This window comes from Brevibacillus gelatini, assembly GCF_003710935.1.
Lineage (GTDB): Bacteria > Bacillota > Bacilli > Brevibacillales > Brevibacillaceae > Brevibacillus > Brevibacillus gelatini.
In genome coordinates this window covers 1-25,167 of sequence record NZ_RHHS01000022.1, presented here as the reverse complement: position 1 = coordinate 25,167, position 25,167 = coordinate 1, and the positions used below count along the sequence as shown (strand labels likewise).

General features: G+C 53.5%; 24 protein-coding genes and 1 rRNA gene. 24 read left to right on the top strand and 1 reads right to left on the bottom strand.

The genetic code is table 11. The features are described from left to right. Window positions 1-183 precede the first annotated feature (183 nt). From yqfC to EDM57_RS09745, 23 genes are all read left to right on the top strand, one after another. Window positions 184-480, top strand: a complete 297-nt coding sequence (yqfC, locus tag EDM57_RS09850; protein WP_122904596.1) for a sporulation protein YqfC — start codon at window positions 184-186, stop codon at window positions 478-480. 26 nt (window positions 481-506) lie between these two features. Then, window positions 507-1,715 carry a sporulation protein YqfD gene (gene yqfD / locus EDM57_RS09845; RefSeq protein WP_122904595.1) on the top strand — a complete coding sequence of 403 codons (1,209 nt, stop codon included), beginning with the start codon at window positions 507-509 and terminating at the stop codon, window positions 1,713-1,715. Between the two features lie 41 nt (window positions 1,716-1,756). Next, window positions 1,757-2,728, top strand: a complete 972-nt coding sequence (locus EDM57_RS09840; RefSeq protein WP_122904594.1) for a PhoH family protein — start codon at window positions 1,757-1,759, stop codon at window positions 2,726-2,728. A 35-nt stretch (window positions 2,729-2,763) separates the two neighbouring features. Next, window positions 2,764-3,243 (top strand): rRNA maturation RNase YbeY, encoded by a 480-nt coding sequence (gene ybeY / locus EDM57_RS09835; RefSeq protein WP_122904593.1) that lies wholly within the window; start codon window positions 2,764-2,766, stop codon window positions 3,241-3,243. Between the two features lie 9 nt (window positions 3,244-3,252). Beyond that, window positions 3,253-3,624 carry a diacylglycerol kinase family protein gene (locus EDM57_RS09830; protein ID WP_122904592.1) on the top strand — a complete coding sequence of 124 codons (372 nt, stop codon included), beginning with the start codon at window positions 3,253-3,255 and terminating at the stop codon, window positions 3,622-3,624. Window positions 3,625-3,802: 178 nt separating this feature from the next. Then, window positions 3,803-4,201, top strand: a complete 399-nt coding sequence (cdd, locus tag EDM57_RS09825; RefSeq protein WP_122904591.1) for a cytidine deaminase — start codon at window positions 3,803-3,805, stop codon at window positions 4,199-4,201. Next, entirely contained in the window at window positions 4,194-5,111 is a 918-nt protein-coding gene (gene era, locus EDM57_RS09820; protein WP_122904590.1) for a GTPase Era, read from the top strand. The genes cdd and era overlap by 8 nt, the downstream gene beginning before the upstream one ends. A gap of 116 nt (window positions 5,112-5,227) precedes the next feature. Further along, entirely contained in the window at window positions 5,228-5,383 is a 156-nt protein-coding gene (locus EDM57_RS09815; RefSeq protein WP_122904589.1) for a YqzL family protein, read from the top strand. After that, complete coding sequence (gene recO, locus EDM57_RS09810) at window positions 5,374-6,147, top strand: DNA repair protein RecO (protein ID WP_122904588.1); 774 nt, start codon at window positions 5,374-5,376, stop codon at window positions 6,145-6,147. The genes EDM57_RS09815 and recO overlap by 10 nt, the downstream gene beginning before the upstream one ends. A gap of 289 nt (window positions 6,148-6,436) precedes the next feature. Next, on the top strand, window positions 6,437-7,366 hold the full coding sequence (gene glyQ, locus EDM57_RS09805; RefSeq protein WP_122904587.1) for a glycine--tRNA ligase subunit alpha: 930 nt from the start codon (window positions 6,437-6,439) through the stop codon (window positions 7,364-7,366). Continuing rightward, window positions 7,359-9,428, top strand: a complete 2,070-nt coding sequence (glyS, locus tag EDM57_RS09800) for a glycine--tRNA ligase subunit beta (RefSeq protein ID WP_122904586.1) — start codon at window positions 7,359-7,361, stop codon at window positions 9,426-9,428. Before glyQ ends, glyS begins: the two co-directional genes overlap by 8 nt. A gap of 126 nt (window positions 9,429-9,554) precedes the next feature. Beyond that, window positions 9,555-10,199, top strand: coding sequence for a transcriptional regulator CcpN (ccpN, locus tag EDM57_RS09795; RefSeq protein WP_122904585.1), 645 nt, complete (start codon window positions 9,555-9,557; stop codon window positions 10,197-10,199). Between the two features lie 11 nt (window positions 10,200-10,210). Next, window positions 10,211-11,047, top strand: a complete 837-nt coding sequence (locus tag EDM57_RS09790; protein ID WP_122904584.1) for a pyruvate, water dikinase regulatory protein — start codon at window positions 10,211-10,213, stop codon at window positions 11,045-11,047. A 201-nt stretch (window positions 11,048-11,248) separates the two neighbouring features. Next, window positions 11,249-13,111, top strand: coding sequence for a DNA primase (gene dnaG, locus EDM57_RS09785; protein WP_122904583.1), 1,863 nt, complete (start codon window positions 11,249-11,251; stop codon window positions 13,109-13,111). Between the two features lie 34 nt (window positions 13,112-13,145). Then, window positions 13,146-14,270: an RNA polymerase sigma factor RpoD gene (rpoD, locus tag EDM57_RS09780; protein WP_122904582.1), complete on the top strand. Its 1,125-nt coding sequence runs from the start codon at window positions 13,146-13,148 to the stop codon at window positions 14,268-14,270. A gap of 90 nt (window positions 14,271-14,360) precedes the next feature. Then, entirely contained in the window at window positions 14,361-15,293 is a 933-nt protein-coding gene (locus tag EDM57_RS09775; RefSeq protein WP_122904581.1) for a hypothetical protein, read from the top strand. Window positions 15,294-15,359: 66 nt separating this feature from the next. Next, entirely contained in the window at window positions 15,360-15,524 is a 165-nt protein-coding gene (locus tag EDM57_RS23280; protein ID WP_170163421.1) for a hypothetical protein, read from the top strand. Between the two features lie 141 nt (window positions 15,525-15,665). Further along, the gene (locus EDM57_RS09770; protein WP_122904580.1) at window positions 15,666-16,805 is read left to right on the top strand and encodes an acyl-CoA dehydrogenase; all 1,140 of its coding nucleotides are present in this window, start codon (window positions 15,666-15,668) and stop codon (window positions 16,803-16,805) included. Window positions 16,806-16,946: 141 nt separating this feature from the next. After that, window positions 16,947-17,681: a tRNA (adenine(22)-N(1))-methyltransferase gene (locus EDM57_RS09765; RefSeq protein WP_122904579.1), complete on the top strand. Its 735-nt coding sequence runs from the start codon at window positions 16,947-16,949 to the stop codon at window positions 17,679-17,681. Continuing rightward, window positions 17,657-18,772, top strand: coding sequence for a Nif3-like dinuclear metal center hexameric protein (locus EDM57_RS09760; RefSeq protein WP_122904578.1), 1,116 nt, complete (start codon window positions 17,657-17,659; stop codon window positions 18,770-18,772). The genes EDM57_RS09765 and EDM57_RS09760 overlap by 25 nt, the downstream gene beginning before the upstream one ends. A gap of 57 nt (window positions 18,773-18,829) precedes the next feature. Continuing rightward, window positions 18,830-20,830, top strand: a complete 2,001-nt coding sequence (locus EDM57_RS09755) for an S-layer homology domain-containing protein (protein WP_122904577.1) — start codon at window positions 18,830-18,832, stop codon at window positions 20,828-20,830. After that, entirely contained in the window at window positions 20,827-22,326 is a 1,500-nt protein-coding gene (locus EDM57_RS09750) for a S41 family peptidase (protein WP_122904576.1), read from the top strand. Before EDM57_RS09755 ends, EDM57_RS09750 begins: the two co-directional genes overlap by 4 nt. 192 nt (window positions 22,327-22,518) lie before the next feature. Further along, entirely contained in the window at window positions 22,519-24,003 is a 1,485-nt protein-coding gene (locus EDM57_RS09745; RefSeq protein ID WP_122904575.1) for an alkaline phosphatase family protein, read from the top strand. Here EDM57_RS09745 and EDM57_RS09740 read toward each other — a convergent pair. Further along, window positions 23,948-24,640 (bottom strand): endonuclease/exonuclease/phosphatase family protein, encoded by a 693-nt coding sequence (locus EDM57_RS09740; protein ID WP_211338233.1) that lies wholly within the window; start codon window positions 24,638-24,640, stop codon window positions 23,948-23,950. The genes EDM57_RS09745 and EDM57_RS09740 overlap by 56 nt on opposite strands. A gap of 281 nt (window positions 24,641-24,921) precedes the next feature. Between EDM57_RS09740 and EDM57_RS09735 the strand changes: the two genes are divergently transcribed. Beyond that, window positions 24,922-25,167, top strand: a 16S ribosomal RNA gene (locus EDM57_RS09735); the annotation flags it as partial.

Genomic DNA, 25,167 nt, shown 5'->3' with positions numbered 1-25,167 from the left:
CCTTTTCCGCCAAAAATCGGCTGTCTCTGCTGGAAATGCGCGGATCGGCTTTTCGTATGAATGACACACAAATCGCTCGCATACGCATAGGTAAGAATGATCTTGCACCAGCAGCCCGGAAGCGAGATTGGCACGACCCAATTTAGAAAACGGCGCATGCGCCAGTAGAAGGGGGGCTTATCCATGAAGCGTTGGAGCCGCCGTCTGCGCCAATTGGCCGGAGGTGTGTTGGATCTGCCGCAAGATGTGGTCCTGGAAGTCCCGCGGATTACGATGATCGGTCATTTGCAAATGTACATAGAGAATCATCGCGGTGTTTTGCATTTCAGTGAACATGAGCTGCGCTTGCTGCTTACAAACGGGCAGATGATAGTCTCAGGCGAACAGCTTGTCATCAGAGCGATTTTGCCGGAAGAGGTGCTGCTCGAAGGTCGGATTGGCGGGGTCAAATTTTTGGAGACAGGGCCGCAGGACAAGTAGCGCAAAGAAAGGTGGAGACGGCACAGATGCGAAACGGACTCAAGGAATGGGTAGATGGACACATCACCATTACCGTGCGGGGGAAGCGTTTTGAGCGTTTGCTGAATATGGCCGTACGGGAGGGCATCCGGATCTGGAATATTCGCAGGGTCGGTTCGGAGGTGAGTCGCTGCGATATATTGATTCGCGACTATTTTCGCCTGCGGCCGCTGTTGCGGGAGACAGGCTGTCGCAGTCATGTGGAAAGCAGGGAGGGCCTTCCGTTTTGGCTTTTGCGCGTGCGCAGACGCGCGGGACTGGCTATCGGGGCGGTTTTGTTTTTGATCGGATTGTACATGCTCTCCTCGTTTGTATGGAGCGTCGAAGTGACCGGAACCAAGTATATCGATCCGGCGCGGGTCATACAGGCTGCCGGACAGATCGGGATTAAGGAAGGCGCCTGGAAGGTCAAACTAAAGGAACCGCTGATCCTGCAAAAAGAACTGCTGAGTCTGCTGCCCGAAGCAGCCTGGGTCGGCATCGACATCCAGGGCACGAAGGTCAGGCTGCAAGTAGTGGAGAAGGAAGCGCCTGTCAAGCCGCTCGCGACAGGCCCGCGCCATCTCGTGGCGAAAAAACGGGCGGTCATCCACAAAATTCTTCCGGAGGTCGGCAAAAGCCAGGTGACGAACAACCAGCTCGTCGAAAAAGGGCAGGTGCTCATCTCCGGCATCATCGGCAACGAAGAGCGCCAGCAGGCCGTATCCGCGCGCGGCAAGGTACAAGGCGAGGTCTGGTATGTCAGCAACACAACAGTACCGCTAAAGCAAACCCTTTATCGGCTGACCGGAGAGCGGCAAAAGCAGCAGTATTTGCTGGTAGGGTCTTACGCGATTCAGGTCTGGCCATTAACCAAGGAAGTGTTTGCACAGGCCCGGACGGAAGAAAAACGGTTCGTCCCCTCCTACGCCGGGTATACGTTGCCGATTGGCTGGAAGACCGTCACATACTCGGAAATCGAGCCGATGACGAAGCAATTGAGCAAGGAAGAGGCGACGGAGATCGCGAAAAAATTCGCCAGAGCGGACATTTTGCAAAAAGCTGGTAAAGATGCGTTCATTCAGGACGAAAAAGTTTTGCACGTCACCGCAGAGAATGGTAAAGTTTACGTAAGCATTCATTTTTCCGTCATTGAAGAAATTGCCGTTGAACAGCCGATCATACCCCCGGCACCTGTGAACAACGGCAATCCGTGACGCGATATTGATGATAACCGTTGCAAGGAGATGGAAGCCTGTTGCACGTACAAGATGAGGTAAGAATCCCGTTTTCAGACGCATCTGAGGCCCTGCTGTTGTTTGGACCACACGACGCGTACCTAAAACTGATCGAGGAAAAAAGTCCTGCCCGAATCATGACCCGCGAAGGCGAATTGGTCATTAGCGGCGACAAGCCGGAAGTGGATAAGCTGACGGAGCTGATTGGCATTTTGCTGCAGCTCATTCGCAGGGGCATTCCACTGTCCGAGCGCGACATTTCGTATGCGATGATGCTCGTTGGCCGGGGAGATGGAGCGCAGCTGCTGGATGTTTATGATGAGGAAGTGGCACGTACCCAGCGCGGAAAGGTGATCCGGGCCAAAACACTCGGCCAGCGTCACTATTTGTCGGCGATCAAGAAGCACGACATCGTCTTCGGAATCGGGCCTGCCGGAACGGGGAAAACGTATTTGGCGGTGGTCACAGCCGTAACCGCGTTGAAAAATGGACGTGTCAAACGGATCGTTCTTACCAGACCGGCTGTAGAAGCGGGGGAAAGCCTTGGATTTTTGCCTGGCGATCTGCAGGAAAAGGTAGACCCGTATCTGCGTCCGCTCTACGATGCCTTGTATGACATGCTCGGCAACGAGCAGGTGGCCAAGATGATGGAGCGCGGACTGATTGAAGTCGCTCCGCTTGCGTACATGCGCGGTCGTACACTGGAAGACTCGTTCGTCATTTTGGACGAGGCGCAAAACACCACTCCCGAGCAAATGAAAATGTTTTTGACCAGGCTTGGGTTCGGGTCCAAAATGGTCATCACGGGTGACGTGACACAGGTTGACCTGCCCAAAGGCAAAAAGTCCGGGCTGCGGGAAGCAGAGCGGATTTTGAACCGGATTCCGGATATCGCCTTCATTCAATTCCAGGAAGGAGATGTCGTGCGACACAGCCTGGTGCAAAAAATTATCGCTGCCTATGCCAAGGAAGAAGTCGATCACGGCTATTGATAAATCGCGTTTGTAAAAAAGGAGATTGTTTATCTGTGCTATCTGTAGAAATCCTCCATGAAGAAATCGAACCGCTTGATGAAAGCCTGCAAAAACTGCTGACCGACTGTCTCGAAGCATGCGCAAAGCTGGAGGACGTGCAGGGAGAAGTAGTCGTTACGCTGGTCACGAACGAGCGGATTCACGAGCTGAACCGCGACTATCGCGGCGTGGATCGTCCGACAGACGTTTTGTCCTTTGCCATGAATGAACAAGGGGAGGGCGAAATGGAAATCTTCTTCGACGAGGGCGAAGCGGACGAAATTCCGAACATGCTGGGAGACATCATCATCTCGGTGCAAAAAGCGCGTGAGCAAGCTGAGGATTACGGCCACTCCTTTGAAAGGGAGCTGGGCTTTCTCGCTGTGCATGGCTTTCTCCATCTGCTCGGCTACGACCACGGCACGCCGGAAGAGGAGAAAGAAATGTTTTCCCGTCAAGAAAAAGTGTTGGAGCAAATCGGCTTGACGAGGTAGGAGATCACGTTGAAGGAATTCCGGAGATTGGCGAAAAGCTTCGGCTGCGCCTTGCAAGGAATCGGGCATACCGTAAAGACACAGCGAAACATGCAAATCCACGTAGCCGCTGCTGTAATCGTACTGGTGGCGGCATGGTGGCTGCACATTCCCCGCAGCGATGTTTTGCTGGTCTTTTTTTCTATCGGCCTTGTCTTTTCGCTGGAGCTGGCGAATACGGCTGTAGAAGCAGTTGTCGATCTCGCCTCGCCAGACTGGCACGAAAAAGCGAAAATCGCCAAGGACGCGTGCGCAGGGGCTGTGCTGGTGGCAGCGATTTTGTCTGTCGTGATCGGCATCGCTGTCTTCGGGCCGCGTTTGCTGCAAAAAATAGCGGGCTAGAAGGTCGCATCCCCCAGCAGGACTTGCCGAAGCCCCGTCGATACAATAGACCGGACGAGCCTTTTTGGGAGGCCATGAAGTCTGGTCTCTTGTCGTCTCTTCGTGAGGGGGGCAGGCGCCCTTTTTTGCAATTCGTGAAAAATCGTGGTAGAGACTACGAACAAGAGGAATGATGAGAATGGATAAACAAGCGTTACTGGCGAAAGCCATCGAAGCAAGGGAGCTGGCGTACGTGCCGTACTCCAGGTTTCAGGTGGGAGCCGCGCTGCTGTGTGAGAGCGGCAAAGTCTACCTGGGCGGCAACATCGAAAATGCCGCGTACTCGCTGTGCAACTGCGCGGAGCGGACCGCCCTGTTCAAAGCGTTTTCCGAGCGGGATCGTACATACAAGGCGCTCGCAGTGGCAGCAGACACGCCGGGGCCGGTATCTCCGTGCGGCGCTTGCCGCCAGGTGATCGCCGAGCTTTGCCCGCCGGACATGCCGGTATATTTGACCAACCTCAAAGGTGACGTAGAGGAAACGACAGTATCTGCCCTGTTGCCAGGGGCATTTTCCAAGGAGGATTTACGTGGATAACCGCAAGACCAAAAAGTCATTCAAATCAGGGTTTGTTTCGATTGTCGGCAGACCGAACGTGGGCAAATCGACGCTGCTCAATCACATCGTCGGCCACAAGATCGCGATCATGTCGAACAAGCCGCAAACGACGCGCAACAAAATTACCGCTGTGCATACGACGGAAGAAGGGCAGATCATCTTCCTCGACACGCCGGGAATTCACAAGCCTCAGTCCAAGCTGGGCAACTACATGGTGTCGGTTGCGGAAAACACGTTGAACGAAGTCGATCTCGTGCTGTTTGTAGTCGACGCGACGGAAAAGCGCGGCGCAGGCGACGATTACATCATCGAACGCTTGAAGCAAGTGAAGACGCCAGTATTTTTGGTCATCAACAAAATCGACAAGGTTCATCCGGAAGCTTTGCTGCCGATTATCGACGATTACCGCAAGTTGTATGATTTCAAGCAGATCGTTCCAATCTCCGCGCTGGAAGGCAACAACACCGGCGCGCTGACCGAGGCGATCATGGGCGAAATGGAAGAAGGCCCGATGTTCTACCCGGCCGATCAAGTGACCGATCACCCGGAGCGCTTTGTCGTAGCGGAGCTGATTCGGGAAAAAGTGTTGCATCTGACACGCGAGGAAGTGCCGCACTCGATCGCGGTCGTCGTAGAAGAGATGAAGCGCGGCGAAAACGGGAAAACGCTGTACATTTACGCCGCGATCTATGTAGAACGCGATTCGCAGCGCGGGATTCTGATCGGGCAAAAAGGCCAGATGCTCAAGGAGATCGGCCGACGGGCGCGTAAAGACATCGAGCGTTTGATGGGCGATCAAGTGTTCCTGGAACTGTGGATCAAGGTGAAAAAGGACTGGCGCAACCAGGAGCGCATGTTGCGCAACTTTGGCTTTTACGACGAAGAATAGACGGGACAAAGTGCTTCGTTTTCATTCGTGTTAATTTTTCCAAGGCATAGAAAAACGGGCGCAGGTGATTCTAAGAAGGAAGTGGATAGACCCGATACAGGAAAGGATGATGCACCATGCTTCGTGACTTTTCTTGGAGAGTTTTCGCTTCAACCGGTGACATCCATGCTTACCTTCTCTATCGCGATCACCATCAGGCAGACAGCTCCGCAGAAGAAGCTCTGCCTGATCTCGCCCAAGAAGAATTGGGTGACTCGCAGGCATGCTTGTAAAGTGGGAAGGGATTGTCATTCGCAGCGTGGACTACGGCGAGTCCAGCAAAGTGGTGACGTTGTTTACCCGGGAGAACGGCAAGCTTGGCGTGATGGCGCGTGGTGCCAAAAAGACCAAAAGCCGTCTTGCCGCCGTCTCCCAGTTGTTTTCACACGGCTACTTTCTGTGCAAAGCAGGGCCCGGAGCAGGAATGCCTGATTTGTCACAGGGAGACATACTGGATTCGTTTCGGGATATGCGGCAGAGCCTCACTGCGACGGCTTATGCCGCTTACATAGCGGAGCTTTTGGATCGTTTGACACACGAGCGGGAGCCGAATCCTTTTTTGTTCCAGTTGCTCCTTCAGACGTTTCGCTACCTGGATGAAGGAGTGGACCCGGAAATTCTTTGCCGGATTTTCGAGACGAAGATGCTGATCGTAGCCGGAATCTCCCCGCAGCTGTCAGCTTGCGCGAACTGCGGACAGCAGCGGGAGCCGTACGCGATCAGCGTGTCACAGGGGGGACTGTTGTGTCCTTCCTGTCAGCCTTTTGATCCGTATGCCTTGGCGGTTACGCCTTCTACCTGGAAGCTTTTGCGGCTGTTCCAGGTCTTCGATTTGGAGCGGCTCGGCGAGATCGAGGTGAAGCCGGCGACGCGCAGCCAGCTTAAGCGCGTTATCCGCGGCTTCATGGATGAGCATCTCGATCTGCGGCTGAAAAGTCGCGCATTTCTGGAACAGCTGGAGCGAATGGAAAGGATGGCCCAGCCGGACAGCGACTGATTGACATCCCATTTTCTTTTCGCTATGATAAGTAGCAAACTTACATACCGAGTGTTGCCATGAAGGAAAGGAGTAGTCGGCCACTGTGTGCCAGTAGCGAACCGGGGACGGTGCAAGCCCGGTCACCATGCCGATGAAGGGCGTTCCGGAGCAATTGTGTCTTGACAAGGTGGGCGAAGAACTTTTTCGCCAAGTAGGGTGGAACCGCGAGAATCCTCTCGTCCCTACACTGTAGCGTTTCGCAACAGTGTAGCGGGCGGGAGGTTTTATTTTTGGAGGAGGAAAAAGCATGAAAATGACATTTCAAGACATCATTTTGACGCTGCAAAACTTTTGGGCGAAGCAAAATTGCCTGATCGTGCAGCCGTACGACGTGGAAAAAGGGGCAGGGACACTCAACCCGATGACATTTTTGCGCTCCATCGGTCCGGAGCCGTGGAATGTCGCCTATGTCGAGCCTTCCCGTCGCCCGGCGGATGGCCGCTATGGGGAAAACCCGAATCGCCTGTACCAGCACCACCAGTTCCAGGTCATCATGAAGCCGTCGCCGGACAACATCCAGGAACTGTACCTGGAAAGTTTGCGTGAACTTGGCATCGAGCCACTGGAGCACGACATCCGCTTCGTGGAAGACAACTGGGAGCATCCGGGTCTGGGCGCATGGGGACTCGGCTGGGAGGTTTGGCTGGACGGGATGGAAATCACCCAGTTCACCTACTTCCAGCAAGTCGGCGGTCTGGAGTGCAAGCCGGTAGCAGTCGAGCTGACGTATGGTCTGGAGCGGCTGGCTTCCTACATTCAGGAAAAGGAAAATGTGTTCGAGCTGGAATGGTGCAACGGCTACACGTATGGAGACGTGTTCCTGCAGCCTGAGTACGAACACTCCAAATACACGTTCGAGCTGTCTGACACGGACATGCTGTTTACCCTCTACAACACATACGAAGCCGAAGCAAAACGGCTGATGAAGGAGCGTCTCGTCTACCCGGCGTACGACTACGTGCTGAAATGCTCGCATACGTTCAACCTGCTGGATGCACGCGGCGCGATCAGCGTGACCGAGCGTACAGGCTATATTGCCCGCGTCCGCAACCTGTCGCGCGAAGTGGCGCAAACGTACTACGCGGAGCGCGAGCGTCTCGGCTTCCCGCTGCTGAAAAAAGAGGACGCCCAACAGGAACAGACGGCACAGGTGAAGGGAGAGGATACAAATGAGTAAACGCGATTTGCTCGTAGAAGTTGGTCTGGAAGAAATGCCAGCGCGTTTTGTCGCACTGGCAGCATCGCAATTGAAGGAAAAAGTGGAGAAATGGCTGACGGCAGAACGTTTGCCATTTGAACAGATTACTGCGCTGGAAACGCCGCGCCGTTTCGCCTTGCTGATCCAGGGGCTTGCAGAAAAACAGCCGGATCGCAACGACGAAGCAAAAGGTCCGGCAAAGAAAATCGCCCTGGACGAAGCGGGCAACTGGTCCAAGGCAGCGCTCGGCTTTGCGCGCAGCAACAATGTCGACCCGAACGACCTGTACTTCAAGGAAGTAAACGGCGTGGAATACGTGCATGCGAGAAAAGCGGAGACAGGCAAGGCGACGACGGAAATCTTGCCGCAGCTCTCTGATGTGATTGCAGGCATGAGCTTTCCGAAAAACATGCGCTGGGGCGCAAGAGATTTGAAATACGTTCGTCCGATTCGCTGGCTCGTTGCCCTGTTTGGCGAAGAGTTGATCGAGCTGGAGATTGCAGGCGTCAAAAGCGGTCGCGTCTCCCGCGGCCATCGCTTCCTGGGCACGGAAGTGACGCTGAACAATCCAAGCGAGTACGTGAGCAAGCTGGCCGAGCAGCACGTCATTGTCGATCCGAACGAACGCAGGGCGATGATCGTGGAGCAAATCCGCCGTCTGGAGCAGGAGCACGGCTGGAAAATTCCAATGGACGAAGGACTGCTTGATGAGGTCGTTCACCTCGTCGAATATCCGACAGCGCTCTACGGCACGTTCGAAGAGGAATTTTTGACAATTCCGCGTGAAGTTCTGGTCACCTCCATGCGCGAGCATCAGCGCTACTTCCCGGTGGAAAACGCACAGGGCCAACTGCTCAGTCACTTCGTCACCGTGCGCAACGGCGACAGCCGCGCACTGGAAAACGTGGCAAAAGGAAACGAAAAAGTGCTGCGTGCCCGTCTTTCTGACGCCCGCTTCTTCTATGTCGAGGACCAGAAGCTGTCCATCGAGAGCTGCCTGAAGCGTCTGGAGACAATCGTCTTCCACGAGGAACTGGGAACGATTGGCGACAAGGTGCGCCGCGTCCGCAAAACGGCAGGGCTGATCGCAAGCAAGCTCGGCGTAAGTGCGGAAGAGGCGAAGCAAGTAGACCGCATCGCGGAAATCGCCAAGTTTGACCTCGTGACGAACATGGTAGGCGAATTCCCTGAGCTGCAAGGCATCATGGGTGAGGATTACGCCCGCAAGGCAGGAGAATCCGACCTCGTGGCGCGCGGCGTGTTTGAACACTATCTGCCTCGCTTTGCCGGAGACCTCATGCCGGCTTCTGCCCAGGGTGCGATCGCGAGCATGGCGGACAAACTCGACACGATCGTCGGCTGCTTCTCCATCGGCATCGTGCCGACAGGCTCCCAAGACCCGTACGGCCTGCGCCGGATGGCGGCGGGAATCGTCGCCATTTTGCTGGAGCGCAACTGGCAGCTGTCTTTGGACGAACTGTGGGATGCGGCGCTCGAAGGCTATGCGGCACAGGGCGTACAAAAGCGCACCGTGGAAGAAGTGAAAAAGGACCTGGTCGACTTCTTCGCACTGCGCCTGAAAAACGTCCTGCAGGAAAACGGAGTCCGCTACGATGTGGTGGATGCCGTGCTGAACGCAGACTTGACGCAGGTGCCTGACGTGCTGGCAAAAGCGAAGGCCCTGATGGCAACGGTTGCGGCCGAAGACTTCAAGCTGATTGTCGAGCAGTTCACCCGGGTGAACAATCTGGCGCAAAAAGCGGAAGCGGACAGCGTGAACGAAGCGTTGTTTGCCGAAGAAGCCGAGCGCAAACTGTATCAGGCTTACCAGTCTGTTGCGAGCGAAGTGCAAGGGCTTGCCGATCAGGAGAAAATTTTGGCGACGCTCTCGACGCTTTGCGAGCCGATTCAGGGCTTTTTCGACAAGGTCATGGTCATGGCCGAAGATCAGGCAGTTCGCGCCAATCGTCTGGGCTTGCTGCTTCGCATCTCCCGTCTGTTGAACGGCTACGCCGACTTTGCCAAAATTGTGTTTGCGTAAAAAAGCCAAATAGGCAGAGTGCCTCCGTCTAAAAAAAGGACGGGGGCACCTTTTTTCCGCGCGAAAGAAGGAATATCCGGTCGAATAGAGTAATACTAGGAAGAGGTAAAGACAGAACCGGGGTGATTGGTCATCGAGCTTACCAAGCGTCAAGAGCAAATCTTACAGATAGTGAAGGATGACGGACCGATTACAGGGGAGCATATCGCCGAGCGCCTCAATCTGACTCGCGCTACGTTGCGCCCTGATCTTTCCATCCTCACCATGTCGGGTTATTTAGAAGCCAGACCTCGGGTCGGGTATTTTTATGCTGGCCGACCTGCAAGCTCCGTCATTAGTGAACGGCTTCACAAGCTTATTGTCAATGACTACAAGGCTGTGCCAATCGTAGTTTCCGAGTCCGCCTCCGCTTACGATGCAATCGTTACCCTCTTTCTGGAGGATGTCGGGACGTTGTTCGTTGTCAATCAAAAAGGGTATTTGGCTGGCGTCATCTCACGCAAGGATCTTTTGCGCGCGTCGCTCGGCAACAAGTCGCTGGAGGATGTACCCGTCAGCATCATCATGTCGCGAATGCCGAATATCATCACCTGTGGGCCGGACGAAACCTTGTATGCGGCAGCAAAGAAGCTGATCGATTTCCAGATCGACTCTTTGCCTGTTGTACGCGCCAGTGACGAAGATCCGAAGCAGATGGAGCTGGTGGGACGGGTAACGAAAACGACGATCGCCAAAGCATTTGTAGAACTGGGCAGCGAGCCGAAAGTGTAGGAGGAAAATGGATGCAAGGTAAACAACAAGGACAGCTCATCTACGTGGTGTCGGACTCCATCGGCGAAACGGCCGAGTTGGTCGTTCGCGCTGGAGCCAGCCAATTTGACCGTTTTTTGTTTGATGTGCAAAAGTATCCCTACATAGAAGACAAGGAATCCATCGACGAAATTATCGCCTCTGCCAAGGAATCGAAAGCGATGATCGTCTTTACGCTGGTCATCCCTGAACTGAACGCCTACATTACCCAGCAAGCAGCCCTGCACGGCATTCCCGCGATTGATGTGATGGGACCGCTCATGCAAACACTGCAGGGCATGCTCAAGGAGCCGCCGACAGGCAAGCCGGGGCTGGTTCGTCGGCTGGACGAGGAATACTTCCGCAAGGTGGACGCCATCGAGTTTGCCGTCAAATACGATGACGGGCGTGATCCGCGCGGACTTTTGCGTGCAGACGTGGTGCTGATCGGGGTATCGCGCACCTCCAAGACTCCGCTTTCCATGTATTTGGCAAACAAGCGACTGAAGGTAGCGAACGTCCCGCTCGTCCCCGAGGTGGAGCCGCCGGAAGAGTTGTTCCAGCTGCCGCCAGAGCGCTGTGTCGGGCTGACCATCAATCCGGAGCAGTTGAACGGCATCCGCACCGAACGGTTGAAAGCGCTCGGCTTGACGGCGCAAGCCAATTACGCCAATCTCGACCGGATTGCGGAAGAGCTGGCCTACTCCAAGCGGATTATTGACCGGCTGGGCTGTATGGTCATCGACGTGTCAAACAAGGCTGTGGAGGAAACAGCCAACATCATCCTGGAGATGATTCGCAAAAACAAACTCCGCGATGCAAGGAAATAGGCCAAAAGAAGGAACTTGGCGACTTTTGTAGAAAACGAGTAGCGGAAGCTTTTCATACATGGAGCGCAACAGCGTTTATTGCTCGCGGAAATGTGGAAAAGTAGAAAAGAAGAAAAGAAGTTTTAGACGAAGAAGGAATTTGACGAATTTTGACGAACTAAATAATCTCATCGTGCGATTCTCCTAAAAAGGTGGAAAGACATGACTGGTCCCACTTCAGATGATTTTGTGAATCAAGTGCGTGCCGCTGTCGACATCGTAGACGTTGTAGGAGAGTACGTTCAACTGAGAAAAAGCGGTCGTGCCTTTCTCGGTCTATGTCCGTTTCACTCTGAAAAGAGCCCTTCCTTCAATGTGAATGCAGAGCGACAGTTTTTTCATTGCTTTGGATGCGGAGCAGGCGGGGATGTCTTTTCCTTTTTAATGAAAATGGAGCAGTTGACGTTCCCGGAGGCGCTGCACAAATTGGCGGAGCGAGCCGGAATCGCAATGCCCCAGACACACCAGGCAGAGGAATCTCCTGAAAAACGCGCCAAGCAAGCCATGCAAAAAGCGCATCAGCTTGTGTCACAGCTGTACCACTACGTGCTGACGGAGACGCCATATGGCGTGGAGGCGATGAAGTACCTCGAACGGCGCGGAGTGTCCAGGCAGACGATTGCCGAGTTTCAGATCGGCTTTGCGCCCGACTCCTGGGATTTTGTGACGCAGTTTTTAGCCAAACGGCAGTTTTCCCAGGAGCTGATGGTGGAGGCCGGCCTCTTGGCGAAAAGCGATGGGGGCAAAGTGTTCGATCGCTTTCGGGGACGGATCATGTTCCCGATCCACGACACCCAGGGAAATGTCATCGGATTCGGCGGCCGCCTGTTGGACGGCTCAAAGCCGAAGTCTCAACCCAAGTATCTAAACAGCCCGGAAAGCCTTTTGTTTAACAAAAGCGCCACCCTGTTCAACCTTCACCGTGCCCGTCCGTATATTAGAAAGAGGAAGCAGGCATTGTTGTTTGAAGGGTATGTCGATGTCATATCGGCATGGCAGGCGGGTTTTCCCCAAGGAATCGCCACGCTGGGCACCGCTCTGACCGAGCAGCAGGCCAAAATGATTCGGCGCAATGTCGATTCGGTTGTGCTTTGCTATGACGGAGATCATGCTGGCCAGGAGGCGACCAGCAAGGCGAGCCGCATATTGCAGCAGGCGGGTCTCATCGTTCGGGTAGCTCCTTTGCCGCAGGGAGTCGACCCCGATGAATACATACGCCAGCACGGGGTTGAAGCCTTTTCGCAGCAGGTTTTGTTGCAGGCGATGCCGATTACTGCTTTTCGCCTGAAACATTTGCGAAGCCAGATCGTAATACATGATGAAACGGACAAGGCCCGGTTGATTGCCAAGGCCGTGGAAATCATCAACGAGCTGAAAAGCCCGGTCGAACGGGATATGTATTTGCGGCAATTGGCGGATGAATACTCCCTGTCACTCAGTGATCTCAAGTGGGAGTCCAAGCGCGTTTACAAACAGCAAAAAAGTGAGCAGCAAAGGGATAAAGTGTCGCAAGGATGGAATAATAGTATAAATAATGGCAAAGTTACGCTTGCGAAATCACTGCCGCCTGCTTACTACACGGCTGAACGCATGCTGTTGTACTACATGATGCGGAATCAGGAGATAGCCGCCCGCGTTCAGGAGGAATGCAGCGCCCGCTTTCAGGTGGACGAACACGCCGCGCTGGCAGCCTACCTGTACGCCTACTACGCAGAGGGAAACCCGGAAGACCCTGGAGGGTTCATCCATTACGTGCAAGACGATTTGTTAAAGCAATTAGCCTCGGGATTGGCCATGATGGAGTGCAAGGAAGACGTATCCGATTTAGAGATCGGTGACTACATCAAACAAGTGAATAACTACCCGAAGCGTGCCGAGTTGGAACGATTGCGCGAAGAGCAGCGGAGCTTACACCTCCAAGCGGCCGCAGCGGACAGCGAGGATGCGCGCAAACAACTGGAAATTCAAGCTGCCTTAACAGGGATGAAGATTCTTGAATTGGAAAATGCTTTAAAAGAAGGGTAGCTTCAGATCATTCCCGGGGAAGGAGGGAAAGTAGATGAACAAGCAAAACATCACTTCTGACATGGAAGCAATGTCCATTGAACAAGTGAAGGAACAGTTGGTCGAATTAGGCAAGAAACGCGGCGTTTTGTCGTACAAGGAAATTACGGATCGTCTGGCAGGATTTGAGCAGGATTCGGATCAGATGGATGAGTTTTTTGAGTACCTGGGCGATCAAGGTATCGAGATCAACAACAATGAGCATGACGATGATGAAGTCGATGAAATGATTATGAAGGATGAGGACCACGAAGAATTCGACTTTGACGATCTCTCCGTTCCACCTGGAATTAAGATCAATGACCCCGTACGGATGTACTTGAAAGAAATTGGTCGTGTTCCTCTGCTCTCCGCTGAAGAGGAGATTAAGCTGGCCCAGCGTATTGAACAGGGTGATGAGGAAGCGAAAAGAAGACTGGCTGAGGCCAACCTGCGACTGGTTGTATCTATTGCCAAGCGTTATGTAGGTCGCGGCATGCTGTTCCTCGATCTGATTCAGGAAGGGAACATGGGTCTGATTAAAGCGGTGGAAAAGTTTGACTACCGCAAAGGATACAAGTTCAGTACGTACGCGACATGGTGGATTCGCCAGGCGATTACTCGTGCAATTGCCGACCAGGCGCGGACCATTCGGATTCCGGTGCATATGGTGGAAACGATCAACAAGCTGATTCGTGTCTCCAGACAGCTTCTCCAGGAACTGGGACGCGAGCCGATGCCGGAGGAAATCGCGGAAAAAATGGATCTGACCCCGGAAAAGGTTCGAGAAATCATGAAGATTGCGCAAGAGCCTGTTTCTTTGGAGACGCCAATCGGGGAAGAAGACGACTCCCACCTGGGCGATTTCATCGAAGATCAGGACGCGCTGGAACCTTCGGATGCTGCGGCGTATGAGCTTTTGAAAGAACAGCTCGAAGACGTACTGGACACTTTGACGGATCGGGAAGAAAACGTCCTTCGCCTGCGCTTTGGTCTCGATGACGGCCGTACGCGCACGTTGGAGGAAGTTGGCAAAGTGTTTGGCGTAACGCGTGAGCGCATTCGTCAGATCGAAGCAAAAGCGCTGCGAAAACTTCGTCATCCGAGCAGAAGCAAACGCTTAAAAGATTTCCTGGAATAGCCGATATAAGGTGTATGAGGCCTACGTTTTAGCCGACGTAGGCTTTTCATTTTCCATATCATTTCCTGTCACGAGTAAGGAGGGGCCGGGTTGGACGACCAGCGCAAGCGAACCATCATAGCCGAAATCGAAAACTGGCGGCGCAATCACCTGCTGCCTGAACATTACTGCATTTTCCTGTTAAACCTGTATACAGAAGGGGATCGGCCAAATACGAGTCCTACGGCATCCGCAGGCAGGGGAGAAGGGAAGCGAACGGATGCGACGTTTGGAGCGGGAGCAGGGGTTTCGACAAGCAACTCGTCAGCATCGACCGCTTACGGCTACGCAACCAGACAAGTAGCTCCGATTACGGGCAAAATGGTAATGACCTGGCTCCTTGGCGCCTTTGTAATCGCTGGTTTGATCTTGCTTGCTTTTCATTTTAACCGTTTTACGACCCCAATGCAAATTGCCATCTTTGCCTGTTTCGCTCTTGTTTTCTACATTCTGGGATTCGGCTTTCGCCGTCACTCCCCGCCATTGACGCATTTGTTTCTCATGCTTTCCTTTATTCTGCTGATTGCGGGAGGAATGTATTGCATTCAGAAGCTGAACGGCTCCATGCCGCTAGTCCTCTTGTATTTGGGCTTCATTTGCCTGCTGTTGTGCGCAAGTGCCTTTCTGTTTGGATACGCCTACTTGCTTTATTGCGGGATGCTCGGCCTGGCGATTTTGTACGGATTTGCGACGGTGCAGCGAGTAGGGGAGGACTATGCGTGGTGGAAATCGGAGCTGTACTGGGTACCGCTCGCATGCCTGCTGACCGGACTCGGCTTTTTAATGCACAATGGCAATCCGAAGTGGGCAGGGGTTTTCGCGGTGTGCGGACTCATCTCCTTTTTTGGCGCGGAGATCCAGGCGCTGTATATTGCCCAGGCGAAAAGGGACATTATCCAGTTGCTTCTGTTCATCAAGGTGTTTTTAGCATCTGCGTTGTTCTTTTTTACGCGCGGCTACTGGTACACATGGCTCAGACTGTAAGGCAGCCCCATTTTGTTCGCCTGCCCGATTTGTTACAATGAGCAAAGAGAGATTGAGGTGAGGAAAATGGATAGCAAATGGAAGGTATTGATCGGCATCCTGCTGGCAGCCGTCTTCCTGGGGGGAGAGACGGCTGCTCAGTTGATGGGAGTCGAAACATACTACATCGGATACATATTGGGCGCTCTGGCTTTTTTGGGAGCGATCCTCACAGGAGCACGCCAACGATAGGCGTGTTTTTTTTTCGTAAAAAAGATACAATCCAGCCTTTCGTGGTGTATAATGGAAGCAGTATTCTGAACAAACGCTCAGTCATAATACTGCATGTCTTGTCGTTTCTAAACTAAAGCGCTTTCAAGGGGGTAGCTAACCATGAACTTTGATTTGACGGTTGAACAGCAAATGCTCAAAAAAATGATGCGGGAGTTTGCCGATGAGGTCGTGGCGCCTGGCGCGGATGAACGGGACCGCACCAAGCAATTTCCTGTCGAAATATTCAAGCAGATGAGCGATCTCAATCTGATGGGCTTGCCTTTTCCGGAAGAGTACGGCGGCGGTGGATCTGACACGACAAGCTTTGCCATTGTCGTCGAAGAACTCAGCCGTGCTTGCGGCTCGACAGGCATTACGTACTCGGCGCACATTTCACTCGGTGGCGCTCCGATTCACCTCTTCGGTACGGAAGAGCAAAAGCGCAAATACTTGAGCAAAATCTGTTCCGGTGAAAGCTTTGGGGCATTTGGCTTGACGGAACCAAACGCCGGTTCGGATGCAGGCGGTACGAAGACGACGGCCGTCTGGACCGACCAGGAGTGGGTCATCAACGGCTCCAAATGTTTTATTACGAACGCTTCCTACGCTTCGTTTCTGGCATTGACCGCTGTCACGGACAAAGACAAGGGATCGAGAGGAATTTCCGCCTTTATCGTCCCGACAGATGCGCCGGGCTTCAGTGTGCTGGCCAATTACGAAAAGCTCGGCTTGCATAGCTCCAATACGACAGAGCTGATCCTGGAAAACGTCCGCGTGCCGGAAGAAAACATGCTCGGAAAACGCGGTGAAGGCTTCAAGCAGTTTCTGATTACGCTCGATGGCGGGCGCATCGGCATCGGGGCGATGGCAGTGGGAATCGCACAGGCTGCTTACGACAAGGCGCTGCAATACGCCAAGCAACGGACAGCTTTCGGTAATTCGTTGAGCCGTTTCCAGGCGATTCAGCACAAGCTGGCTGACATGGCCATGCAGATTGAGCTGGCTCGGACGATGGTGTACAAGGCAGCCTGGCTCAAGGATCACGGACGCAAATTCACCAAAGAAGCGGCGATGGCTAAGCTGTACGCTTCGGAAGTTGCGATGTCTGCCACCCATCAGGCGATTCAAATCCACGGGGGTTACGGCTATATGCGCGAATATCAGGTGGAACGCTTTTTCCGCGATGCGCGTCTGCTGGAAATCGGCGAAGGCACCTCGGAAATTTTGCGCAACGTCATTGCAAGGGAAATCGGCTGCTGACAACTTTTTGAACATTTGGAATCCTCGCTGCTCGTTCGGCGAGGATTTTGTCGTTCTTTGCGCGGCTGCTGTCAAGTAATTTGCATTTCGCAATTGCTGGTAAATAGGGTAGAATAGAAGCAACGGAAGGTGAACATACAGATGACATCATTAACGATTTCCAAGCGGCTGCAAACGATTGCCCGCTACTGTCCAGAAGGAGCCCGCGTCGCCGACATCGGGTCGGATCATGCGTTGTTGGCTTCTTATTTGCTTGTGAAAGGAATCGCTTCGTTCGTCATTGCCGGCGAGTTGAACGAAGGCCCTTATCAGGCGGCGAAAAAGCAAATACATACCTTGCAGGCAAAAGACCGCGCGTCTGTCAGAAAAGGAAACGGTCTTGCCGTGCTGGAGCCGGGTGAAGCTGACGTTGTCTGCATCGCGGGAATGGGCGGACAGCTGATCGTCACCATTTTGGAGGAAGGCAAGTCCAAACTGGAAGGAGTACAGCGCCTGATTCTGCAACCAAATGTGGGGGAAGAGGCAGTGCGCCGCTGGCTGTTGAACCAGGGCTGGCAATTGATAGCCGAAACGATTTTGAAGGAAGACGGCATTATTTACGAAATTTTGGTGGCAGAACGGGGCGTTCCCACTGTCCCTTATGAAAACAAAGATCGTCCGCAAGAAGATCTCCTGAGGATTGGTCCGTTCCTTTGGGAAGAAAAATCAGCAGTTCTTCTGGAAAAATGGAGCAATGAAGCTGAAAAATGGCAAAAGGTGCTGGGACAGCTGCAACGGTCGGACAAGCCGGAAGCTGCCCGGCGAATTGCGGAGATCGAACAAGAAGTAAAATGGATCGATGAGGTGATTGCATGCTTGCGCACGGACAAACAGTAATTCAGTACGTAGAGCGTTTGGCGCCAAAAGCTTTGGCGATGGAAGGTGACAAAATCGGCCTGCATGTCGGGACGCTGCAAAAGAAAGTAAAAAAAGTCATGGTCGCACTCGATGTGCTGGAGCCTGTAGTGGACGAGGCGATTGCGGAAGGTGTTGACCTGATCGTCGCGCACCACGCGGTCATTTATCGCCCGCTCAAGCACCTGCGGACCGATTTGCCGGCAGGGCGCGTTTTTGAAAAGCTGCTAAAGCATGACATTGCCGTCTATACCGCCCATACGAATCTGGATGTCGCGGTGGGAGGCATGAATGACTGGCTGGCAGAAGCGATCGGGCTTGTCGATGTAGACGTGCTCGATGTGCTGCAGCGAGAAGCGTGGAAAAAGCTCGTCGTCTTCGTACCGTCCACGCACAAGGATGCCGTTTTCCAGGCCATGGCTGAGGCGGGGGCCGGGCATGTCGGCAACTACAGCCACTGCTCCTTCCAGGTAGAGGGGACGGGCACCTTTTTGCCGGGCGAAGGAACCAATCCGCATATCGGCTCACAAGGCAAGCTGGAGACGGTCGAGGAAGTCCGCATCGAAATGGTCGTTCCTGCTTCCAGACAAACGGCTGTGCTGAAAGCGATGCTTGCGGCCCATCCGTACGAAGAGGTTGCCTACGATATGACCAGCCTGGAGCAGTCCGGCAAGGCGTACGGGATCGGACGCATCGGTTATTTGCCTGCCCCGATGACGCTGCGGGAACTGGCAGAACTGGTCAAGGAGCGCTTTTCCCTGCAAGGGCTTCGCGTCGTAGGCGATCTGGATGCGGCAGTCAAAAAAGTAGCGGTTGTCGGCGGGGACGGAAGCTCGTTTGTTTCCAAAGCGGTCTTCCAGGGCGCAGACGTTTTCCTGACAGGAGATATTGGCTATCATACCGCCCACGATGCGCAGGCTGACGGGCTTTCCATCATCGATGCCGGACACAATATCGAAAAGATCATGAAGCAAAAACTGGCGGAATACTTGCTGGAGCAATTGAAAGCAAACGGCTACGATACTGAAGTCATTTCCTCTCAAGTGCACACGGATCCGTTTCAATTTGTGTAAGGAAAACCTCGGCAAACAGAGCCGTTGCCGTCCAGTTGAATGGTAGGAGGATTTTGTGTGCAAAAACTAATTCGAACGCTCACTGGCGGATTGCTTGTCGCCGCCTTGTTCACCCCTGGCGTCGCCGTGGCGGCCGGGGGCTTTCTGCCCTACAAAGACATTAGCCAGCACTGGGCGAGAGCATCCATTGTTCGCGCTGTTCAGGCCGGGCTGTTTGCAGCAGGCACGGATGCTCCGCTGTTTTATCCGAATCGGGAGATGACCCGCGCTGAATTTGTCGCGATGATTGATCGTTTGTACAACGGCGGGCAGTACCAACTGTATCCGCTGACGTTTTTATCCGAGCATGCCGAATGGTCAAAAGGAGAAGGCTTTGAAGAGCCATACCTTCCGTATAAAGATGTCGACCGTCTGACATGGATGTACTACCCGACGCTGCGCGTGTCGGTTGTTTTGGACAGACTGTACGGTCCCAATGCCATCCAGGAGATTTTTCCCGGAGAGAAAATGAACCCGAACCAGCCGATCACCCAGGAAGAAGCGGCGAAGCTCATGCAGATGTTCACCATGTCGACGGACAGTGAAAAAGCGTGGGAAGAAGTCAAGGCTTGGGGCTGGCTGGAAGGCGATCGGGGAGACAAGTTGAAGCGGGGAGAAGCGGCAGCAGCAGCTGATCGCATGATTACGTACCTGGTGCAAGACACGATCCTGCCGCTGTTGGACTACGATGGTCAAAAGTTTCCGATGGTTCCGGAGATTGAGGAGCTTTTCCCTTATTTTGCAACCTATACGATTTGGAAAACGACAGAGGAAAAGGCATATGTGGAAGCTGTGGATGCGATTCGCGATCACGAAGACTCGGAGCAGACGTATCGGGTGCTGCGCAAGTTGCTGGAAACCTCGTTTGACAACCGGATCGGGCTGCATTATTACCTGAGCTGGGACCCGGAAACAGAGATTTCCGCCAACCTCGATGAAGCGATACGGGCGATCGACGCTTATTTTGCAACCAAGGTAATCGATCCCGATACGCTGCGGCTGCTGAGCGCAAATGTGTACGATCTGGCGCTGCAGCTCGGGGCAAGTGACCCGCAGCAGTTCGCGAAGGTGCTGGAGCGCTTGGGTACCTACGAGCCAAAAGTCAAGCCGGAGTCCAAAGAGTGGGAAGCGCTGGCCATCTACCTTGGTGCTCTGGAGATCAGAAGCGGACAGTCGGAAAAAGCGATGAACCGCTACAGGCAGTTCGCCACGACAAACCCGGAAGCATTGCTCAACGCCTGCTACTATTTGTATCAGGACGGACGCCTGAAAGAAGCGGAAGCACTGCTTGCGACAGTCAAGCCAAATGCTGCTGACAGCCGGATGGTGCAGCTCAGCAAGCTTTTGAAGCAGGAGATGGCTTCCTTGCAGGAGCAAGCTGCGATTGTCAGCGACCTTGGCTATTCGCTGCGCCGTCTGGACAATGCGGATTCCTATCAGGTAAAAGGCGAAGCGGTGCTCAGCGGGTTCACCTTCAAGTATACGCAGGAGGTTGACCAGCGCAGCCAGATCAGCAAGCTGAACGGATTTTACCAATCGCCGCAAAAGCTGGTATCCGACAAGCTGGCTGCCTATACAGACGGTCGCAAAAAGATTCAATACTCGTACGACTCTGAAACGCAAAAATGGGAGCAGCACAAGACGGACAAGCTCGACTTTTTGCATGAATGGGTCAATGCCCTTCCGGTAACGGAGCGTGCCAAGAGCTTGCGTGCCCGCTACTTCAAGCAATCGTTCGGGGAGATTGATGTCATCACGGAGTGGATACCGGGTGCCGCTCTCGAAGAAAAATCCGCCTCGCTGATGCTTGATCGCGGTAAAGTCAAAAGTGTGCCGCTGTTCATAAACAAGTATTACATTGACCGGGCCAGCGATCGCATTGTCAAGCATACGTGGCGCTATGAAGAGATGTACCAAAGTGATGAATATGTTGCGTATTCCGGTACGGATCAGTACGAGTATACTGCCAACGTGAAACTATCGATTCCTGACGAAGTGCGAAAAGGGGTGACTCCATGAAGCGGTTTAGGCAATGGCTAGCGGCTGCCCTGTTGGCCGTATCGGTGTGGCAAGCACCAGTCCAGGCAGCAGAAAATCCGTACGAGAAAACAGAGGAAGTGTTCTGGCATGTCATGGAAAGCCATCTGAGCAAGCCGCAAGAGGCGCAGCTGGTAAAAGGGGCGCTGCAAGCGGTCAGCGAGCAGGCAAAGGAACGCAAAAAGCTGCAGCTTGCCGTCTCTGCGGAGGACGACACATGGGAAGAGCTGGTGCAACGGCTTGCGGAGTGGCAAGGAAGAAGCGGGTTCGATGCGTCTTCGATAAACATCTGGGCCATTGACGGCATGCTCTCGACTCTTGATGATCCGCACAGCGTCTTTTTTACAGCGGACGAGCTGCGGCTGTTCCAGTCCGATGTAGAGAATCAGTTTGTCGGGTTCGGCTTTCGTCTGCGGATGCAAAACGACCATTTGATAATTCGCGAAATCATTCCCGGTTCTCCCGCTGCGGCCTCTGCCCTGAAGCGGGGGGACCAGTTGCAAAAGATCAACGAGATTTCGCTGGTAGACAAAACCTTCGAGGAAGCTTACGCCTACTTGAAGGGGGCGGAAGGAACGGAAGCGGTCCTGACCGTTTATCGACCTGCTGAAAAGCGTGAGCTGCAGGTCAAGCTGAAACGGGCGATGATGACGCTGCCCGAAGCGGAAGGGCAGTTGTTTTCCGATGGGACAATTGGCTATATCAGCCTCGAAACATTTGGTTCAGAGGGCGCTTTGCAAATGCGCGACAAGCTGCAGGAATTCGCTCGCTCCCCAAAACCGTTGAAAGGGCTTGTGCTTGATTTGCGCGACAACAGTGGAGGGTATTTGGCGACTGCGCGGGATGTTGCCAGTCTGTTCATGGAAGACGGTCTGCTTATGTACACGATGAACCGCAACGGGGTAGAAGTGGAAACATGGGTCAGAAACGGGCGAGACATCGGCATCCCCGTACGGATTTTGGTGAACGGAGGAACAGCCTCCGCCTCTGAGCTTTTGTCTGGCGCTTTGCGCGATCACGGCATTGCCAAGCTGATTGGCACCAAGACGTATGGAAAAGGAAGCGCGCAGCAAGTCATCCCGCTGTCGGAGGGAGATGCGCTGAAGCTGACGCTAAACGAGTATTTCACGCCCAAGCATACAGTCGTCAATCACGTCGGACTCACACCGGATATTGTGGTAGAGGATTACGGCGCACAAGTGGTCGAAGCTCTCCATTCCTTGAACGTTCGCCAGTGGGAATTGAGCGATGAGGATGGCGATACGGTAATCAACGGTGTTCCGTTCCCTACAGTGGAGCCGCTGTTCAAGCAAGGGCCAGGCGGATTGCAAATCAGGGCCGCCATTTTGTCGCACTTGCTGAAAGACCCTGCTATCGGGGAAAAAGAGTATGTGGAGCTGGCACCTTATTTGCAAAAGCACCCTGCCTTGAAGCTGCAAAGCAAGAATGGCGTTCAGGTCCTGACGTACACCTCCTGATGAAAAGAAAAGGCCTCTGCTGCCCGTGGCATTTCGCCGCGTAGCCAGCAGAGGCCTTTTTTGATTGCCTGTCAGCAGCGTTTTCCGGGAAGCAGGAAGCCAAGTTTTTCTGTAGCTTTTGAGAATAGCCGACTGCCGGAAGCTGAACACTATCAGGTGCGATACTAATGAAGAACGAAGGATGGCAGACCGATGAAAAAGGTAATTCTTTTTTTGATCGACTCCATGATGCCGGATGTGCTGGAGCGTTGCATCGCTGCGAACAAAGCGCCGGGGTTGCGCTTTTTGCTGGAACATGGCCAGTATATCCCGGACTGCGTGACCGTGTTTCCGACGATGACAGCTTCAATCGACTGCTCTTTGATAACGGGCGTGTACCCGGATCAGCACAAGGTTCCTGGACTGGTCTGGTATGATCCGGAGCAGAAAAAAATGGTGAATTACATCAACGGCGCGATTCCGGTCAGCAAGCTGGGCATTTCCCAATGCGCGACCAACGCGTTGTTTGACTTGAACGAGCGCCATCTTAGCAAAGACGTGAAAACGATTCATGAAGTGCTGGAAGAGCACCAACTCGTCTCAGGGTCGATCAATGTCATTGCTCATCGCGGGCATAAGCGGCACAAGGTTCATATGCCGCCTTTACTGGATGCGATCACATCGTTTCAGCTTCGCGAGACAGTTAGCGGCCCGACGATGATGAGCATGGGCACGCTGGTTCGGCCGGACATATTCCGTCCGGTTACGTGGAATCTGGCGCAAACCGTGTTCGAGGGCTACGGGATTAACGACACGTACGCCATTGACGTCCTGATCGAAGTCATTCGCAGCGGCAGGCAGCCTCATTTTACTCTGGTCTACCTCCCTGAAAACGATCACAAGCTGCACATCTCGCCGGAAAATGCCGTTTTGCATCTGGCCGATGTAGACAAGCAGCTTGTGCGCTTTCTGGACAGCTTCGCCTCCTGGGAGCAAATGCTTGAGCGAAACGTCTGCATCCTGATCTCGGACCACGGCCAGACCGTAATCGGCGAAGGGGAGGAGCACAACATTTCATTGGACGCTCTCCTTACAGGATTTAGTGTGCATAAGTTGGGGAAAGAGGTGACAAGTGAAGTAGAGGTGGTCATTTGCAATAATGAGCGGATGAGCTTTTTGTATCCGGTGAACAGGACGGAGCAGACAGCTATTGTCGAAGCGGTTAGCGTTGATGAGCGGATCGACCTGATTGCCTGGAAGGATGGCGAAAAAATCAGCGTTCGCCGTGGAGGGTCAAAGCAGGAGCTGAGTTTTTGGCGCGGGGCTGAGTATCGTGACATTTATGGCTGCTCGTGGGGAATGGCCGGCGATCCGTCCGTGCTCGATGTGCAGTATGATGGAGAAGTGCTGACCTTCGATACATATCCGGATGCGTTTTCCCGGCTGTACGGAGCAGCCTTTGCGCAGTCTGGACCAGTTGTCATCCTGACTGCGGCACCAGGGTACGAATTTTTGTCAGAATGCGCGCCTACCCATCTCGGCGGAGGGAGTCACGGTTCCTTGCACAAGCGAGATTCGCTGATTCCTTTGGTGATCGCAGGCGCAAGTCAGCCGTTCCCGTTGCCGGCGCGGCTGGTGGATGTCAAAAATTTTGTGTTACGCGAGCTTGGCGTTCTTTCAGGCGCGCATCCACAATGATCGGCTTGTGATCGGACCAGTTAACGCTAGAGACGACATACTGCTGAATGTCCCAATGGCTGGATGCAAAAATGTAATCCAGACGGCGGCGAAAGGCCGGGAGGGTGTGCTTTGTCTCCTGTCCGCAGACGAGAGCGCAGTCTTGCAGGGCAGGGGCGAAAGACACGTTGTCCGCGTTGAAATCGCCCATGAGGAGAACAGGAGTATTCTTATTCCGGGCAAGAAGCTCAGTGAGGAACTGCAGTTGCGCTGCACGGCTGGCTTGATTCAGACTGCAATGAGTCACCCAGGCAGAGACGCTTTTCCCGTTCCATTGGAAAACAGCCTGCAAAAGCGTCCGCTGCTCGCGCTTGGCTGGCAGCGGGACGATCTGGACGCTTTCGAGGGGATATTTGGAGAGCAAGGCATTTCCGTAATGTCCGTCGCCGAGCGGGATGGATGGGGCAAAAACAAGGTGATATTGCAATCGTTCTGCCAAAAAGTGCGCTTGATAGCCGTATTTGCTGTTTTGATGGACTTCCTGCAAGCCTACGATGTCCGGCTGCAATTGAGACAGTGTGTCAGCCATTTGGGCAAGACGTTTTCGCCACCAGAGATCGCGGCCACTGTGGATGTTGTAACTGATTGCTCGCAGCATGTCGGCTCCCGGTTCGATGTGACTTGTGCTTTTCTTCTAGTATGGACGATCTTTCCGGTGCTCTAATCGGCTGTTTGGGATGCAAAAATATATCGAAAGACCTATCTTTTTATCCAACTTATTTAGAATTTCCTGTTGCATTTGGTTTTAGCCTATGCTATATTAAAAAACGTCGCCTCTACTTGAAGCGAAAATGGAAAAAGATGCACCTTGAAAACCGGATAGAATCATCTGTGAATGATAAGCTTGTGTTTTACTTGATGTCAGATTCAATTTCTACTTTATTGGAGAGTTTGATCCTGGCTCAGGACGAACGCTGGCGGCGTGCCTAATACATGCAAGTCGAGCGAGGGTTTTCGAACCCTAGCGGCGGACGGGTGAGTAACACGTAGGCAACCTGCCTCTCAGACCGGGATAACATAGGGAAACTTATGCTAATACCGGATAGGTTTTTGGATCGCATGATCTGAAAAGGAAAGATGGCGTTTGCTATCACTGGGAGATGGGCCTGCGGCGCATTAGCTAGT